This is a genomic window from Streptomyces sp. SAI-135 (assembly GCF_029893805.1).
Taxonomy (GTDB): Bacteria; Actinomycetota; Actinomycetes; order Streptomycetales; family Streptomycetaceae; genus Streptomyces.
Genome location: NZ_JARXYP010000002.1, coordinates 6,604,929 through 6,622,219, shown reverse-complemented (window position 1 = coordinate 6,622,219; position 17,291 = coordinate 6,604,929). Strand labels below are relative to the sequence as shown.

General features: G+C 72.8%; 13 protein-coding genes and 2 pseudogenes. 4 read left to right on the top strand and 11 right to left on the bottom strand.

Features of this window, described 5'->3' with window-relative positions:
* Positions 1-36: 36 nt before the first annotated feature.
* From M2163_RS34585 to M2163_RS34560, 6 genes are all read right to left on the bottom strand, one after another.
* Complete coding sequence (locus tag M2163_RS34585) at positions 37-351, bottom strand: hypothetical protein (protein ID WP_020122655.1); 315 nt, start codon at positions 349-351, stop codon at positions 37-39.
* Positions 352-356: 5 nt separating this feature from the next.
* Entirely contained in the window at positions 357-1,538 is a 1,182-nt protein-coding gene (gene mycP / locus M2163_RS34580; protein ID WP_280849001.1) for a type VII secretion-associated serine protease mycosin, read from the bottom strand.
* A gap of 250 nt (positions 1,539-1,788) precedes the next feature.
* A complete protein-coding gene (locus M2163_RS34575) occupies positions 1,789-2,082 on the bottom strand; it encodes a WXG100 family type VII secretion target (protein ID WP_053850322.1) in 294 nt (97 codons plus the stop codon).
* A gap of 70 nt (positions 2,083-2,152) precedes the next feature.
* Positions 2,153-2,473, bottom strand: coding sequence for a WXG100 family type VII secretion target (locus M2163_RS34570; protein WP_053850321.1), 321 nt, complete (start codon positions 2,471-2,473; stop codon positions 2,153-2,155).
* Positions 2,474-2,851: 378 nt separating this feature from the next.
* Positions 2,852-4,417 (bottom strand): type VII secretion protein EccB, encoded by a 1,566-nt coding sequence (eccB, locus tag M2163_RS34565; RefSeq protein ID WP_280895915.1) that lies wholly within the window; start codon positions 4,415-4,417, stop codon positions 2,852-2,854.
* A gap of 263 nt (positions 4,418-4,680) precedes the next feature.
* On the bottom strand, positions 4,681-4,848 hold the full coding sequence (locus tag M2163_RS34560) for a hypothetical protein (protein WP_280897440.1): 168 nt from the start codon (positions 4,846-4,848) through the stop codon (positions 4,681-4,683).
* Here M2163_RS34560 and eccE point away from each other — a divergent pair.
* From eccE to M2163_RS34540, 4 genes and pseudogenes are all read left to right on the top strand, one after another.
* Positions 4,775-5,954: pseudogene (gene eccE / locus M2163_RS34555) on the top strand (type VII secretion protein EccE). The gene M2163_RS34560 and the pseudogene eccE sit on opposite strands and share 74 nt — an antisense overlap.
* Positions 5,954-6,781, top strand: coding sequence for a hypothetical protein (locus tag M2163_RS34550; protein ID WP_280849003.1), 828 nt, complete (start codon positions 5,954-5,956; stop codon positions 6,779-6,781). Before eccE ends, M2163_RS34550 begins: the two are co-directional and overlap by 1 nt.
* A 137-nt stretch (positions 6,782-6,918) precedes the next feature.
* Positions 6,919-7,263, top strand: coding sequence for a DUF397 domain-containing protein (locus tag M2163_RS34545; RefSeq protein ID WP_280895914.1), 345 nt, complete (start codon positions 6,919-6,921; stop codon positions 7,261-7,263).
* 294 nt (positions 7,264-7,557) lie between these two features.
* The gene (locus M2163_RS34540; protein ID WP_280895913.1) at positions 7,558-10,539 is read left to right on the top strand and encodes an SCO5717 family growth-regulating ATPase; all 2,982 of its coding nucleotides are present in this window, start codon (positions 7,558-7,560) and stop codon (positions 10,537-10,539) included.
* Positions 10,540-10,595: 56 nt separating this feature from the next.
* Here the strand turns inward: M2163_RS34540 and M2163_RS34535 are convergent, their stop codons facing one another.
* The 5 genes and pseudogenes from M2163_RS34535 to M2163_RS34515 form a co-directional block, all read right to left on the bottom strand.
* Positions 10,596-11,546, bottom strand: a complete 951-nt coding sequence (locus M2163_RS34535) for a bifunctional riboflavin kinase/FAD synthetase (protein ID WP_280849006.1) — start codon at positions 11,544-11,546, stop codon at positions 10,596-10,598.
* 146 nt (positions 11,547-11,692) lie between these two features.
* Positions 11,693-15,035 (bottom strand): annotated as a pseudogene (locus M2163_RS34530) (S1C family serine protease).
* Between the two features lie 547 nt (positions 15,036-15,582).
* Entirely contained in the window at positions 15,583-16,488 is a 906-nt protein-coding gene (truB, locus tag M2163_RS34525; protein WP_280849008.1) for a tRNA pseudouridine(55) synthase TruB, read from the bottom strand.
* Complete coding sequence (gene rbfA / locus M2163_RS34520) at positions 16,485-16,937, bottom strand: 30S ribosome-binding factor RbfA (protein ID WP_280849009.1); 453 nt, start codon at positions 16,935-16,937, stop codon at positions 16,485-16,487. Before rbfA ends, truB begins: the two co-directional genes overlap by 4 nt.
* A 32-nt stretch (positions 16,938-16,969) precedes the next feature.
* Positions 16,970-17,263, bottom strand: a complete 294-nt coding sequence (locus M2163_RS34515; RefSeq protein WP_280849010.1) for a DUF503 domain-containing protein — start codon at positions 17,261-17,263, stop codon at positions 16,970-16,972.
* Positions 17,264-17,291: the final 28 nt, after the last annotated feature.

Genomic DNA, 17,291 nt, shown 5'->3' with positions numbered 1-17,291 from the left:
TACAGCCCCCTCGTATCCCCGTAGCAGGACATCCCGTTACTTCCTGTTGAACGCCGCATAGTTCTCCGCCTCAGCATCGCTGAACGCGTCATGCGTCCTCTTCGTCTTCTTCCCGAAGTCGTCCAGCACGTCTTCCAGGTGCGCGACGATCTCGTAGAGACGCTCCTTCATCGCTTCGTGGGCGTCGTACAACGCCTTCGCCTCACCGAAGCCCGTACCCAGCGCGCCCTGCGGCAGGTACGTGTTGCCCATGCAGCTCGACTTGGACGTCGTCATGTCCCTGATGACGCCGTTGAGCTTGGTGATCGTCCCCTCGATCTCACTCAGATCGACCTTGTACTGCTCAGCCATAATGCTCAGCTCCCCGTTGACTCCACGTTGTTACCCACACCCTGCTTGCGCCGCCAGTCGCTCAGGACCCGTCCGCCTCCGAACAGCAGCAGCACCAGGGCGAACCCCGCCGCCAGGACGTACAGCGCGTACCGTTCCGTGCGTTGCTGCTCCGACTCGCCGAGGACCAGTGTCGCGGCCTGGACGTTGGCGGAGTCGCCCGCGGGGCCGACCGAGTCCGGCTTCGGGCCGTCGGCCGAGGGCGTCGTCGTGTCGTCGTTGACCGCGGCGGCCGGGTCGATGACACCCCAGCCCACGAAGTCGTCGCGGCCCGCCTTGGTCCGGTCCGCCGTCTGCTCGATCTGCGTGATGACCTGCTCGTAGCTCCACTCGGGGTGCTTGGCGCGGATCAGCGCCGCAACCCCCGAGACGTACGGGGCCGCGAAACTCGTGCCCTGGTCCACGCAGTTGCCGCCGACCGGGACGGTCGAGACCATGTCGATGCCCGGTGCCGCGACGCCCACGAACGGGCCCGACTGGGAGAAGGGGGCGCGGGCGTTGTTGCGGTCGGAAGCCGCGACCGCCAGCACGCCCGGGTACGCCGCCGGGTACGTCTCCTTGACCTTGCCGTCCGCGCCGTCGTTGCCGGCCGCCGCGACGATCAGGGCGTCCTTCTGCTCCTGGGCGTACTTGATGACCGCCCGGAAGGCCGCGTCGACCGTCGGGTTCATCTTCGAAGCGGTGTCCTGCGAGATGTTGATGACCTTGGCGCCGGCGTCGGCCGCGTACTTGATCGCCTGGATCATCGTGCCGACGTTGCCGCTGCCCTGGTCGTCGTTCTGACGGACCGGGATGATCGTCGCTTCCGGGGCGAGACCGACGAATCCGGTGCCGTCGAGCTTCCTGGCCGCGATGATGCCCGCCACCTTGGTGCCGTGGCCCACCTTGTCGGTTCTGCCGTTGCCGCCGGGGTGCAGGTAGTCCTTGCCGTTGGCGACGGCGCCGCCCTTGAGCTGCGCGTTGACGGTGTCGACACCGGTGTCGATGACGGCGACCTTGACGCCCTTGCCCTTGGTGTCCTGCCACAGCTGGTCGAGGACCACGCGCTGCAGCGACCAGGGCGTCCCCTTGATGATGTCGGACGGGAACGAGCAGCTGGTGTCGTCGACCTGGAAACGTACGTCGTCGTCGGCCAAGGTGGTCCGCACGCGCTCGGCGGCGATGCTCGGTGTGGCCCCCGCCAAGGGCAGCCCACAGGCCAGAACCGCCACGGCGGCGGTGCCTGCGGCGCTCCGACGCGCGACGCGCGATGCCCCGGATCCCACTGTCTTACGTCCTCCCGTTTTGTTCCTGTCCAGGACGCATGAACCGGCTATGAGCGGAAAAGTCCATACGCCCCGTGAACCGCCGATGGGGGCGGGTGCGCGACAGCGCACCCGCCCCCATCAGGCGATCACGTCAGCCGCCCCAGATCTGGGCGTTCTTCGACTCGGTCGCCTGGTAGTTCTGGGCGGCACCGTCGAGGGCCTTGGCGATGGCCTCCAGCGTCTGCTGCATGGAGGCGGCGCGCTGGTCCCACTCGGCCTGCTTGGCGCGGTAGGCCTCCTGCGCCGAGCCTTCCCAGCTGGTCGAGATCCGCTTCACGCCGCTCTCGAGGTCGTCCAGCTGCTGGCGGATCTTCCCCGCCGTGCTGCGGACGTCCTGCGCGGCCTGGGAGATCGTGGCGAAATTGACAAGGATCTGCCCGGACATGTCTTTGTTGTCTCCTCAGTTGTGGGAATGGTCGGTCATACGACACGCACGCCGAAGCGCACGGGACCGATCATCCGAACGGGGACTGCGCAGCGATGTTCTGGATGGACGCGCGCTGCTCTTCTTCCGACGCCGCGTAGGCCTTGGTGCTCTGGTCGATCGCTTCCTTGATGTCGCCCAGGATCTGGTTGATCTTGGTCGCATCCTGGTTGACCTGGTTCTGCAGGTTGTTGTACGCGGTGGCCGCCGAACCCTTCCAGCCGCCCGTGATCGTGTCGATCACGGTCTGCAGCCGGCGGATCTCGGACTGAATCGAGGAGCTGACCGTGGAGATCTGGCCGCTGAACGCAACCATCTCCTCCTCGGTCATGGTGAACTGCTGTCCAGCCATGCTGTGTCCCCCATGAGACGTAGGAGTTCTAGGTAGACCCACACCTGGAGCGCCACCGCCGAAGGGCGGCAGGCGTACCCAGTCTGGTCCGGCACCACTCTAGTCGCATCCGCCGACAGAACGAACATCCGAAGGGTTCTGTAGCAAGATCGCGATGAACTCAACTCACCTTTTTCACAAGTTGTTTGCTACGCGCGCGCGACGCGCGTGATCCACGACGAGGGGCGCTCGACCAACCGCGCTGACTCACGCCGGACCCCTCCCGCAGGCACCGGAACACACCACGAGGGGCCCTCCCCCGGCCCAACCGGCTGAAGCAGAGCCCCTGAGGCAACAAGCGGCAACGCGGTGCAGCGGTGCCCCGGCGATGCCGCCCGTCTACGACCCCTGCGCCTGCTCCGCGTTGCCGCTGCTCAGTTCCGGGCCCGCCGCCAGCAGGTCCGCCCACGCCGCCGGTACCGCCACCGGCTTGATCTTGCCGTAACCGAGCCTGACCTGGGCGGTGTTGGTCTGCTGGGTGTCGGCCTTCTCGCCGCCGGTGACCGCGCTGTCGTTGCGTGCGGGAACCGAGTAGCGCAGGCCCGTGTCGGTGACGAGGAAGGTGCTGCCGCCACCGGCGTTGGCGCCCGTCAGGCGCTTCAAGAGCAGGCCGCTGCCGGGCGAGACGTAGGTCCGCGAACCGCTCTGGGAGAGGTCCTTCGGGTAGTCCTGGCCGGACCACACCGACATCAGCGGCAGACCGGTCCGCTCGTTCTTGGCACCGCCGTGCCAGACGCTGCACGAGATCTTGTTGCCGCCCTGCTCCCAGTGCGTGTTGGCCTGCACCACCGGCTCCTCGGGCCACCGCATCTCCTGCATCCACTCACCGGTCTCCGGGTGGATGTCGTTGAAGCCGACCTCGACCGCCTCCGGCTTCCGGCTCGCGTACACGGAGCTGATGAAGGGGCTGCGCAGCCACATCTGTGCCGCGAAGTCGGACACCGGCTGCACCTTGTTCTTCAGCACGATGTACTTCTGCTCGCCGGCGCCGGAGCCGGCTTCGAGGACCATGCCGACCTTGGAGAGATCGGGAGCGAGGCCGTCGACGTTCGCGTCCGCCCCCGCCTCCTCCGCCATGTTGGGGAACTCGAGGGTTCCCGCGACGTTCAGCGTCTTGAGGAAGTCCGGGCTGACGCTCTGCGGCTGCTTCCCGTCGCCGAACACCGCCCGCTCGATGTCCTGGAGGGAGTTCTTGCTGGCGAGCCGCCAGGCCTTGCCGCCGACCAGATAGGCGCTGCCGTCCGCGGTGACCATGTACCGGGGGCCGTTGCCGCTGAGCGAGGTGGGGTCCTTCGGGCCCTCGATGTAGAGGACCTCGCGCTGGTTCAACTCGCCCTTGTTGTGCAGGAGTTTGTTGTAGTCACCCTTGTCCAGCACGTAGGTCGCGCTGACGGGCTGCCCGTCCTGCCCGGGCGACTGGCACAGCGCCCAGGTCTTGACGGTCTCCGCGTCCGAGGCGGACGGCAGCCGGTCAGGGGCGAAGGGGATGCCGACGGTGGCGCCCATCGGGTACTTGCTGTTGTCGAGCACCGACTCCTTGATCTTCATGACCTGGGGGTTCTCGCCGTTCAGCAGGAGCTTGGCGGACGCCAGGTTGAGGACCGGGTGCAGGCTGAGCTTGTTCTCGCCCTTGGTCTTCACCAGCACGTAGCGCGTCGTCGACTCGCTGCCGACGAGGATGTTCTTGCCCTGTTCGTCCCAGCCCTTCGGCGCGGTCGGGCTGAGCATGCCCCAGGCGCCGAATCCGATGAGCACCAGCGCAGCCACCCCGAGACTCGGCAGGACCGTCTTGAGCGGACGCGGCGCGGCCTCTTCCGAACCGTGCGGGGACGGCTGAAGAAACGCCGCCACCGTGCGCCTGCGCGCGAAGGAGTAAGCGTTCAGCTCATCCCGACGTGTCGCCATCGATGGGTCAACTCCCCGTTTTTTCGCTTTGTTGCCGAATGCGGAACTCCCCAGGGCCGCCCGGTACTCCGTGGCGTTTGCTCCTGCAGGGGCCTCTACTATGCCGTGTGACGATCGCACCGTACGGTACGGGGTACGGTGATCCGCCGCCAGCTCGAGTCGCGGCCAGACAATGCAAAGGGGTTGTACCGGGGGATGAGCACTGCGACCAGGTCCCGGCGCCATAACGGCAGCCGTCGTACCCAGGAGAACCAGGGGCCCGGTCAGGTGCCCGAACCGGCACAGCCGGCCCCGGCCCGGAGGCCCTCCAGTCCGGCCTCGCCGTCGCTCGCCCGGCGCCCCGGCAGCATCGGCCCCATCCGGGTCCAGCAGCTGGTCGGCTTCGAACTGGCCGCCGCGGTCCTGCTGATCGGCTGGCTGCTGCGCCCCATCGGACTCACCGTCGGCATCGTGCTGGCCGTACCGCTGGTCCTGGCCGGACTGCTGCGCCGGCGCGGGCCGCCCGCTGCCCGAGTGGTTCAGCACCGCCCGCGCGCTCCGCGACCGCCGCAAGCGCAACGCCGAGCCCGTACCGCCCGGCACCGACCCCGGATTCGCCCCGGCCGTCGAATGCGACCCGGCGCTGCGCACCTACAGCTTCCAGGACCGCGAACAGCGCGAGATCGGGATGCTCGGCGACGGCACCTTCCTCACCGCGCTCGTCCAGGTGCAGGCCGCGGACACCCCCCTGCGTCCTTCCTACGGCACCGGCGACATCTCCCTCGACCTGCTCCAGGGCCTGCTGGAGGTGGACGACATCCGGCTCGCCTCGGTCCAGGTCGTCCAGCACACCCAGCCCGCGCCCGCCCCGCACCTGCCCCCGCAGGCCATGGCGGTCCGTTCCTACGGGCCGCTCCAGGCCCAGAGCATGACACCGGGGCTGCGCATCACCTGGGTCGCGCTCAAGCTCGACCCGGAGCTGTGCCCGGAGGCCGTGGAGGCCCGCGGCGGCGGCATGCAGGGCGCCCGGCGGGCGCTGCTGCGCGTCGCCGACCAGCTGGCGAGCCGGCTCATGGGGGCCGGTATGCAGGCCAAGGTGCTGAGCGAGGCGGACATCTGCGGGGCCATCGCGACCTCGGCCTGCGTCAACCCGATGGCCACGACCGGCGGCGCCGCCCTGGACGGCAGCCGCTCGGGCCGCCGTACGGCCGAGACCACCCGTACCTGGCGCTGCGACGACCGGCTGCACACCACCTACTGGGTCTCCAAGTGGCCGCAGTTCGGCGGCGGCGGACCGGCGTTCCCCCGGCTGGTCGGCGCGCTGACCTCCGCGCCCACGCTCGCGAGCACCTTCTCGCTCACCATCAGCAGGCGGCGGGGCAAGGTCCTCGCCCTGTCCGGACACGTCCGCCTGACCGGTCGCGGTGAGAACGAACTGGGCGAGGCCGCACAGCACTTGGAGCGCGCGGCGTCCGCGTTCAAGCTCGGTCTCGTCCGGCTCGACCGTGAGCAGCTGCCCGGAGTCCTGGCCACCCTGCCGCTGGGAGGTACCCGCTGATGTCCACTCCCACCATGCGTCCCTCGGGCCGCTCCGGCTTCGGGTCGTCCACCCCGGGCTTCCCCGGGCAGCGTCCCGGGCATCTGCCCCGTTCCCCCGAGCCCGCCCGGCTGGGCCCCGAACGGCGTCTGCGCGCGGCCTTCGGTCTGCTCGGTCCTCGCCGTGAGCGCCATCTCGTCGACGCGGACGTGCTCGCGCAGCTGACCCTGCCGGTCGGCGACGACGGTCTGATCCTCGGCATCGATCCCGACAACCGGCCCGCGGTGCTGGGGCTGTGCCGTCCCACCCGGCTGGACATGGTGCTGGTGGGCGGCACCTGGCTGGCCCAGGTCATCGCCCTGCGGGCGGCGGCGATCGGCGCCCGCGTGGCCGTGGAGACGGCCCGCCCGCAGCTGTGGGCGCCGATGGCGCAGGCGGCCGGCGGCGGCCAGCAGTGCGTGACGGTCCACCAGGTGGGGCGGATCGCCCCGCAGGGCCCGTCCCCGGCCAGCCCGGTCCTCATCATCCGCGACCTGGGCATCCGTCCGCCGCGCAGCCGTCTCACCACGGCGCCCTGGCAGTCGGTGCTGACCCTGCTCCCCTATCTCGGCCCCACCGCGCCGCGTCTGCTGGCCAACGCGGACGTCGTCGGCGTCCAGCGGATCTCCCCGCAGGAGTCCGAGGTCGTGGGCAAGTCGATGCGGTTGCCGCAGGGGGACGCGGCCTCCCTGCCGTCCCTGTCCGACAACGTCGCCCTGTGGTGCACGCAGAAGCACCGGCAGTACGTGATGACCCAGCCCACCGACGCGGAGACCGGCCTGCTCGGGGCTCCCCGCCGCATGGACTGACGGGCGGCCTCGGGGTGCGGCCAAGGTCTCGGCCCCTCACGCGAGTTCGTGATCGAACCGTTGCGCCGTGTGAGGGGCCCCAGGCCAAGTAGGGTGCTGCTGCACGAGGTTCGCTCATGAGAAAGGGCCCGCCGACCATGACTGACGCGGACGACATCGCCGCAAAGACACCGGACGAGGACGTCAGGGCGCGAAAGGCGAGGGAACGGGACGAGCTGTACGGCCTGGACATCTCCGGCGTCGAATGGCACAGCGCGCCCGGCACCGAGGAACACGAGGAGCGCGTCGAGATCGCCTACCTCCCCGAGGGCGCGGTGGCCATGCGGTCCTCCCTGGACCCGGACACCGTGCTGCGGTACACGGAGGCGGAGTGGCGGGCCTTCGTACTGGGCGCCCGCGACGGCGAGTTCGACCTGGAGCCCGCCCCGCACCAGGGCGGACCCGCCACCGAGCAGGCCGAGCAGGCCGAGCAGGCGCAGTAGACAGTCCGGGGCCGGGACGGAGCCGGCCGTCCCGGGCCGCCGGAGACAGACAACCGTCACAAGGGCGACATCAAGGCAGGCACCGCTCCGTCGCGTGCGAGCGCACAGCGGACGGGCCTGCCCCGCCGAAGCCTGTGGCGTTTACGCTTGATGCGGGTGCGGCGTAGGAACCCACGGGTGGGTTGTTCGCGTCCAGGGGACTCAGTGGGATCGGACAACAGGAACGGTCGCCCCCAGCCCGGCACATGAGTGCCCCCACACGGCACGAGGGTGCTCGACCAACCAGGAGGAATTGTGCAGAGCGATCGGGACGGGCTGCGCGCGGGCTGGACCACGCCCAGCGACGACCAGTCCGACGCGGAGTCCGCCACCGAGATGACGGGCGAGTTCACCATCGACTACGCCGCCCCTGCCTGGTACACGCAGAGCGCGGCGCCCGAGGCCGAGCCGGCGCCTCCCGCGCCCGCCCCTGCCCCCACCGCGCCTGCACAGCACCCCGGTTACCCCGATACGTCCGGTTCCGCACCGTCGGCTCCCGCTCCCGGCCCGCAGCTCGACCCGTCCGCGGGCACGTCCGGTGCGACCCCGCCGCCTCCGCCGCCGTGGGCGGGAAACCCCACGGCCCCGCAGCCGCCGGCTCCTCCGAACCCCCAGAGCGGCTACGGCTACCCACAGCCGCCCGCCCCCCCGAACCCGCAGGCCGGGTACGGCTACCCGCAGCCCCCCACACCCCCGAACCCCCAGAGCGGCTACGGCTACCCACAGCCGCCCGCTCCCCCGGTGCCCGCGGCCCCCGCGCCCCCTGTGGCCCCGGCGGCCCCCACTCCTCCCGCGACCCCCGCGCCCGCCACGGCGTCGGCGACGCCCGCGCCTCCGGTCGCCCCCGAGCCGCCCACGGCCCCCGTGCCCCCCGCGCCCCCGGTCGCCCCCGAGCCGCCCACGGCTCCCGTGGCGCCCGCGCCCCCGGGGCCGCCCGCCGCTCAGAGCGGCACCGACACCGCCGCGCCGTCGACCGGCGAGGCCGCGGAAGGCCGTACCGACACCCCGTCCGCCGCCGCTACGACGGCGAGCGCCCCGCAGCCGCCCGCCGCCCCGTCGGCGGACGCGTCCACCGCACCCGAGCCGACGTCCTCCGGCGAGGCTCCGCAGGCGACCCCGGAGGCAGGCAGCCCTGCCCCCACCTCGGGTGAGACGGCATCCGGCGCCGACGACGAGAGCACGGACACCGCCCTGACCCCGTCCGGCGCCGAGGCCACGGACCCGGAGCCCCCGGCCTCCGCCGACGACACCGGAACCGGCGCGGACCCGCGGACCCCCGCACCGGAGGCCCCGGCCGCCCCCGCTGCCCAGACGGCCGCTGCGGAACAGCCCCCGGCCGCCCCGAACTCCGCTCCGGAGCAGCCCGAGGCCGCGCAGCCCCCCGTACCGGAGCAGCCGGAAGCCCAGCAGGACGGCTGGCGGCCGCCGCCGGCCCCGCAGGGTGCCGTCCCGCCGCTGCCGCCCCAGTTCGCGTCGGCGGACTCCGGTGCGGCGCCGCCGTCGGCCCCGGAGTGGACGACGGGCGGACAGCCTCAGCCGGCCGCCGCGCAGCCCGGCACCCCGCAGCCGCCCGCCCAGCCGACCGCCGCCCCTGCCCAGCCCCAGGCGCCGCAGCCCGCGCCCGCCGGCTGGCCGGCCACCCCGCCGCAGCCCGACGGCCCGGCGGCACAGGGCGGTTACGGCTTCCCGCAGCCTCCCGCGCCCCAGCCCCCGCAGAGCGGCTACGGCTTCCCGCAGCCGCAGCCCCCGGCCCCGCAGCCCGGCCAGAGCGGTTACGGCTACCCCCAGCCGCCCGCTCCCCCGAACCCGCAGGCCGGGTACGGGTTCCCGCAGCCCACCCCGGGCGGTTACGGCTACCCGCAGCCCCAGCAGCAGGCCCCCGGCCAGCCCGTGCCGCCGGCCCAGCCCGTGCCGCCGGCCCAGCCGGGACAGCAGCCGCAGCCCCCGCAGGCGCCCCAGCCGAACCCCTACGCGGGCGCCCCCGGCCAGCCCGGCGTGGACCCGCGCACCGGTGCCGCCTGGCCCGCCGCCGTCCAGCACGACCAGCGGCAGCAGGTCGCCGGCGCGGGCGCTCCGCTCGGTTACAACGCCGCGGTCGAGCTGACCTCGGACAGGCTGGTCAACAGCAAGAAGCAGAAGGCGAAGAGCAGCCGTCCCACTCCCGGTGGGTCGAAGTTCAAGCTCGGCGGCAAGAAGGAGGAGCAGGAGAGGCAGCGCAAGCTCGACCTCATCCGCACCCCGGTGCTGTCCTGCTACCGGATCGCGGTGATCAGCCTCAAGGGCGGCGTGGGCAAGACGACCACGACGACCGCGCTGGGCTCGACCCTGGCCACCGAGCGGCAGGACAAGATCCTCGCCATCGACGCCAACCCGGACGCCGGCACGCTCGGCCGCCGGGTGCGGCGCGAGACCGGCGCGACCATCCGTGACCTCGTCCAGGCGATCCCGTACCTCAACTCGTACATGGACATCCGCCGGTTCACGTCCCAGGCGGCCTCGGGTCTGGAGATCATCGCCAACGACGTCGACCCGGCCGTGTCCACGACGTTCAACGACGAGGACTACCGGCGCGCGATCGACGTGCTGGGCCGCCAGTACCCGATCATCCTCACGGACTCGGGCACGGGTCTGCTCTACAGCGCCATGCGCGGGGTGCTCGACCTCGCCGACCAGCTCATCATCATCTCGACGCCGTCGGTGGACGGCGCGAGCAGCGCCAGCACCACGCTGGACTGGCTGTCGGCGCACGGGTACGCGTCCCTGGTGTCGCGGTCCATCACCGTGATCTCGGGTGTGCGCGAGACCGGCAAGATGATCAAGGTCGAGGACATCGTCACCCACTTCGAGCAGCGCTGCCGCGGTGTCGTCGTCGTGCCGTTCGACGAGCATCTGGCGGCCGGTGCCGAGGTCGACCTCGACATGATGCGGCCGAAGGTCCGGGAGGCGTACTTCGACCTCGCCGCGATGGTGGCCGAGGACTTCGTGCGGGCCCAGCAGGAGCAGGGCCTGTGGACCGGGCAGGCCGGCCACCAGCCGCCGACCATGGCTCCCCCGATGCCGGGCCAGCCGCAGCCCCAGGCCCAGTCCCCGGCCGCGCAACCGCCGTTCCAGGGCTTCCCCGGCGCCCAGCCCGGCCAGCCGTGGCAGACCGGTCAGCCGGGTCACCCCGGTCAGCCGCAGCCCGGTTTCCCGCAGCCGCCGTACGACCCGAACGCGGGTCAGCCGCCGCAGCAGTAGCCCACGAAGAGGGGGCCGGCACCTTCACGGTGCCGGCCCCCTCTTCCATGCCTTGCTCAGACGTCCGCTTCCTCGATCAGCTCCCGGCACCGCTGCACATCGGCGGCCATCGCCTCCAGCAGCGCGTCCAGCGAGTCGAACTTCTGCTGCCCGCGCACATAGGCCAGGAAGTCCACCGCCACGTGCAGCCCGTACAGGTCGAGCCCGACGCGGTCGATGGCGTACGCCTCCACCGTGCGCTCGGTGCCGTCGAACTGCGGGTTGGTGCCGACGGAGATCGCGGCCGGCATCGCCTCGCCCTGTGTGTGCAGCCAGCCGGCGTAGACGCCGTCGGCGGGGATGGCGGTGTGCGGGAGGGTCTCGACGTTGGCGGTGGGGAAGCCGAGTTCACGGCCGCGCTGGGCGCCGCGGACGACCACGCCCTCGACCCGGTGCGGACGGCCCAGGATCTCCCCTGCGCCCTCCACGTCGCCCTCGGCGACCAGCCGCCGGGTCAGGGTGGAGGAGAACGGCTCGCCGCCGCCCGCCGCGCCGGTCACGTACAGGTCGACGACCTCGACCTCGAAGTCGTACGTCTTGCCCTGCTCGACGAGGAAGTCGACATTGCCCGCGGCCTTGTGCCCGAAGCGGAAGTTGGGGCCCTCGACGACCGCCTTGGCGTGCAGCTTGTCGACGAGGACCTTGACGACGAACTCGGCGGGCGAGAGCTTCGAGAACTCCGTGGTGAACGGGAGGATCAGCAGTGCGTCCACACCCAGCTCGGCCATGAGTTCGGCGCGGCGGTGGTGCGGGGCGAGCAGCGGCGGGTGGCTGCCGGGGCGCACGACCTCGCTGGGGTGCGGGTCGAAGGTGACGACCACGGACGGCACGCCCAGCTCGCGCGCCCGGTCCACGGCATGCCGGATGATCAGCTGGTGCCCGCGGTGGACCCCGTCGTAGGAACCGATGGTGACGACGCTGCGCCCCCAGTCCTCGGGGATGTCCTCCAAGCCACGCCAGCGCTGCACTGTGACCGCTCCTCGTCGAACCCGTGTCCGTATTGACTCTTAAGACTTGCGCAGGTCTAAGGGTGCCATGCCGCGTGCCCGTCGCTCGCATCGGCATGGGGGCTGTGACCCGACGCACGCGCCCGTGGGGCTTTCGCGTCACCGGCTCAGGCCGGGACCCGGACCCCCGCGAGGTTCTCGATCATCCGCCGGGTGCCGGGGCCGACCACCGCCGCCCACTCCCGCGGGCACTCGGCGAGCCAGCCGGCCACCAGCCCGGCGAACCCGGGGACATGCCGGCCGAGGTCGACGAGACCGCGGTCGAAACGGTCGGCGCCGTCCGGGGTGCGGACGAGGAGGAGGCCGATGCGGTGGACGAGGTCGCGGACGTCGGCGTCCGCGCGGGCGGCGACCGCGGGCAGCAGGGCGACCAGGACCGCGGGCTCGCTCTCGTGGTCCATGAGGAGGTCGAGGAGTTCCTGGCGCAGCGGGCGGGAGGCGGGGGCGCCGGGCCCGGCGAGTACGGCCGCCAGCGCGGCGCGCACCCCTTCCGGACCGCCGTCCAGCAGACCGGTGACCAGCGGGAGCAGCACGGCCCGGGCGGCGGGCCCCTGGTCCAGACGCCGGTCGACGTACGCGGCCACATCGCCCGCGGTCTCCGGGCGCCGCTCCACCACCTCCCGCACGAGCCCGGCCACCCGGCGGGCCAGCGCGGGCGTGGTGACGTCGGCGAGCGTGCGCAGCGCGTCCCCGGCGCCCGGCCTGCGCAGCCGCTCCCGGAAGGCTTCCAGGACCGGACCGGGGTCGGTGGCGAGCGCGGGGACCAGTGCGCTCGGCGGGAACTGCGGGTCACCGGCGGCGAAGTGCCCCAGTGCCTGCGGGAGATGACGGGCCCGCGTGCGGGGATCGCGGACCAGCAGGGCGAGCGCGCCGCCGTGCAGGGTGCAGTCCTCGGGGCGGGCCAGCAGGGCGAGGGCCGTGTAGCGCAGGAGTTCGCGGTCGGCGTCGGTGCGCACGTGCGGGGCGGCACGCAGTCCGTAGGCCACCGCGGCCACCCTTCTGGCGGGCCGCTCGTCGTGCGCCCACCGGTCCACGGCCCGGCACACCGCCGACGGCTCGTCCTCGGCCAGCACGGCGAGCAGTTCGTCGGCCCGCCGGTGCGCACAGCCGACGAGCACCTCCGCGAGGTCGTCCAGGGCCCGGCTCCGGTGCGTGTGCAGCAGCGCCTGCGCGGCCTTCGCCACGGTCGCGTGCGGAGTCGCGGGCAACGGCCGCTCGTCGTCGAACCAGCGGGCGAGATGCGGCTGTACGGCGGTGGGGTCGGCGGCGAGCAGCTCCGCGACGGCGTCCAGGAACCGGGGGCCGGGTTCGTGCGGCGGCCCGTCGGCGAGGAGGAGACGGCGCAGCAGCTCGAAGCGGGTGCCCGGCGAGAGCCGCAGGGCGGTCCAGAAGGCGGGCCCGAACACGGGCGGGACCGGCTCCTCCTGGCGGCGCCGGGCCACGAGGCGGTCGGCGAGCTGCCTCAGGACGTCGGTGTACGGCGTCGCGTCGGGCACCCGCAGCAGAGTCTCGGCGAACAGGCGGGCCGCCCACCAGGACTGCGGGTCGGCGTCGAGGGCGTGCAGCAACTCCTCCAGCCGGTACGCCAGTTGCGGTGTGCCGTGCTGGCGGGCGACCAGGAGCAGGGCCTGGACGACGGGACCGATGCGGTGGTGCGGGACGGGCAGGGGGTGGGCGGGGCCGGTGCGGCGGCGGTGGACCAGGACGCGCAGGGCCTCGTCCAGGTCCAGGTGCATGCCCTGGATCCAGTCGGCGAGCTCCTCGTGGGCGAAGCGGTAGCCGCTGCCGGCGGGGACCAGGAGGCCCTCGGCGAGGACGGCGGAGGCCCAGCCGGTGCCGCCGAGCCGCTTCGGGGCCCGGCCCCAGGGGAACACCGCCTCGAACGACTCCCGGTCCAGTGCGCCCTGGCCCGGGCCGAGGCTGCGGCGGGCGGCCTCGTGGACCTGGCCGGAGACCTTCGCGGCGAGCCGGCGGACGGCGGTGCCGCGCAGACCGCTCGGGCCGGCCAGGCGTACCGCGATGCGCAGGCACATGAGGTCGAGGTGGGCCTCGAAGACCTGGTCGCGGTCCACGGGCGGGTGGGGGGCGTGCGGGAGGGCGGCACGGACCTCGGAGAGGAGGCGGAGGGTGAGGGGGTGGCGGGCGTCGGAGGCGGTGAGCGCGCCGTCGGGGAGGGCGTGGCGGGCCCGGGCCCGGCGGGCCTCGTCGTCGGAGAGGTCGCCGAGCCGTACACAGGGCGGGACGTGCCCCTGCGGCTCGCCGTACAGCAGCTCCTCCGGGAACCCGGCCCCCTCCCAGTACTCCGCCCGGCACGCGACCACCAGCCCGCGCTCCGGTCTCCTCCAGCCATGTCGCCGTGCCCTTCGTCCACTCGGCAAGGCGGTGGGCGAGGACCGGGGGCATCTCCTCAGGGCCGTCGAGGAGGAGGAACAAGGGGCGGCCGGCCGTGCGGGAGAGCCGGGCCAGCCGCTCGGGGGTGGTGTCGCCCAGGTCGGCGGGGGCGGTGTCCGCGGCGGCCGCCACGATCCGGGCCGCCCTGGTGAGCGCGCGGCGGGCCGCGTCGGCCACCGAGGTGTCGGTGTCCTCCAGGTCGGCGCCGCGCAGCCAGAGCGTGGGTGCCGGGGCGGGGCCGCGGTGACGGCGGGCGGCGAGGGCCGCGAGCTGTGTCGTGCGGCCGCTGCCGGGTGGTCCGACGAGGCCGAGGACGGGGCTCTGGCCCTCGGTGAACGAGGTGAACTCCCGTGTGATCGCGGCCCGTTCGACCGGCTCCGCCGTGTCCGCGCGGCCCGCGAGGGTGCCCGGCGGGCCGTCCTGGCCCACTGAGGTGGCCGTCAGTTCCAACACACCGGCGAGGTTGAGGTCGGCGCCGTACGCCGGGACGGTCGTGGCGTTCTCCGCGAGCAGGTCGGCGAGGGGGCCGGTGCGGACGGGACCGAGCGGGACCGCGTAGCCGCTGTCGCGGTGGCCGCTGTGCAGGGCGGTGCCGAGGACGGCGACCACCGCGCCGGTGTCGGCGTCGAGCACGGGTCCCCCGGCGGCCCCTCCGCCCAGCCGCAGGGCGTCCCGGCCCGCGGTGCCGATCGCCAACTCCAGGGCGTCGTCCAGGAGATGGAAGCGGTCGGTGGCCGCGTACGTGACGGAGGCGGCACCGAGCACGCGGGCCTCGCGCCAGCAGCCGGCGGGCAGCCGCACATAGGCGCCGGGCCCGACGGTGTCACGCACGGAGACGGGCAGCGGGTCCACGCCGAGCCCCTCGGTCCGCACGAGCGCCAGGTCCAGCTCGGGCAGCGGGGTCACCGCGTCGGCGCTCACCACACAGCTGCGGTCACCGGCGCGCAGGACCAGCCGGGACAGCCCGTCGACGGTCTCGTGACTGGTGACGAGGGTGCCGTGGTGGTCCCCGACGAAGCCGGTCCCCCGCAGTCGTCCCGCCAGATCGTGGATCCGCACGAGTTCCGGGTCCCGCACGGCCCCGGACGAGAGCTGCTCCCCGGGTTCGCCGCGGCGATCCCGCGCGGGCTGATCTCGCTCGCCACGGCGACCCCACCGGTGCCTCTCACACCCCGTCAGCGGCTGCCCGTCCTCCGCGGTGGCCGCCCGGCCGCCCCACCGGGCCCACGGACCTGCCCCGCGCCCCTGCGGCCCGGGCATCTCCCGCGCACCTGTGACGTCCCGCCCCGAGCCCTGCGTGCCGGAGACGGACGGCACGGCTCCGTCGACGGAGTCACCCCCTGCCGCCATGGCCGAACCTCCCCGCCGTACGCACGTTCCTGTGCTCGACGGTAGGCGTGCGGTGATCGGCGGGACAGATCGCGTGGTGAAAGCGCCCCCTTCCACTCCCCCGGTTCACTCCGAGCGCCTGCCCGGGCGGGTGAATGGAAGGGGGGCGGCGGATACACCCTAGGGGTGGGGGAACCGAGGGGGGACCGTGGAGCGGCGGCACAACCCCGTGATCGCCGCTCCACGGGCAGACGCCCTCGGCCCCCACGGCCCGGCCTCAGCCGAAGACGGCGAGGCTCTTCGCCTTGCCCTTCTGTTCCTCGACCAGCGCCAGGAACCGGCCCTCGGGATCGAAGACGGCCACCGTACCGGCGCCCGCGTACTCCTCGGGCATCTCCAGCCGTACGCCGTTGAGGAGCAGCTTGGCCCGGCGGCCGTCGACGTCCCAGCGCCGGAAGGCGGCCGCGGCGGCCTCGGCGATCGGCATCACCGTCAGCTCCTGCTGGAGCTGGTCGAGGGTCCTGGCCGAGTCCAGCTTGTACGGGCCCACGCGGGTGCGCCGCAGAGCCGTCAGATGGCCGCCCACGCCCAGGTCGGCGCCCAGGTCACGGGCGAGGGCCCGGATGTAGGTGCCGGACGAGCAGACCACGGAGACCACCAGGTCCAGGACCGGGGTGCCGTCCTCGGCGACCGCGTCCCGGACGTCGTGGACCGCGAAGGACGAGACGGTGACCGGCCGGGCGGGGATCTCGAACTCCTCGCCCTCACGGGCCCGCTTGTACGAGCGCACCCCGTCGATCTTGATGGCGCTGACCTTGGACGGCACCTGCATGATGTCGCCGGTCAGCTTGGCGATCCCCGCGTCGACGGCGTCACGGGTGACCTTCGAGGCGTCCACCGACCCCGTGATCTCGCCCTCGGCGTCGTCGGTCAGGGTCGTCTGGCCGAGCCGGACCGTGCCCAGGTACTCCTTCTCGGTCAGCGCGAGGTGCCCCAGCAGTTTGGTCGCCCTCTCGACGCCCAGGACCAGCACCCCCGTCGCCATCGGGTCGAGGGTGCCCGCGTGTCCGACGCGGCGGGTCCTCGCGATCCCGCGCATCTTGGCGACCACGTCGTGCGAAGTGAAGCCCGACGGCTTGTCGACGATGACAAGGCCGTCGGGCGTCCGGTTCTTCTCGGTCATTCGGCGGCGTCGTCCGTCTCGTCCTCGTCGCCCGGCTTGCGGTACGGGTCGGCTTCGCCGGCGTACTTGGCGCCGGCCGAGACCTCGCGCACCTTCTCGTCGGACTGCCGGGCCTTGTCGAGCAGGTCGTCGATGGTCCTGGCGGTGTCGGGCAGCGCGTCCGCGACGAAGGTCAGCGTCGGCGTGAACTTCACGCCCGCCGCCGCCCCCACGGCGGACCGGAGGACGCCCTTGGCGCTCTCCAGCCCGGCGGCCGCGGCCGCCCGCTCCTCGTCGCCCCCGTACACCGTGTAGAAGACGGTCGCCTCCCGCAGGTCGCCCGTGACCCGGGTGTCCGTGATGGTGACGTGTGAGCCGAGCCGCGGGTCCTTGATCCCGCGCAGCAGCTTCTGGGCCACCACCTCTCGGATGAGGTCCGCCAGCCTCTTGGCGCGCGCGTTGTCGGCCACTGGTCCGTCTCCTTAAGTACTTACTTGTTGCTTCAGTCTTCGTCGCTGTGGAGCCTGCGTCGAACCGAGAGCAGTTCCACCTCGGGCCGCGCGGCGACCAGCCGCTCGCAGCGGTCCAGTACGTCGGTGAGGTGTCCCGTGTCCCCGGACACCATCGCCAGCCCGATCTCGGCCCGGCGATGGAGGTTCTGGTTGCCCGTCTCCGCCACGCTCACCGCGTACTTGCGCTGGAGCTCGGCCACGATCGGACGGACGAGAGAGCGTTTCTCCTTCAGCGAGTGCACGTCACCGAGGAGGAGGTCGAAGGACAGAGTCCCCACATACATGTGTGTCCGGATGTCCCGCCGGTTCGGG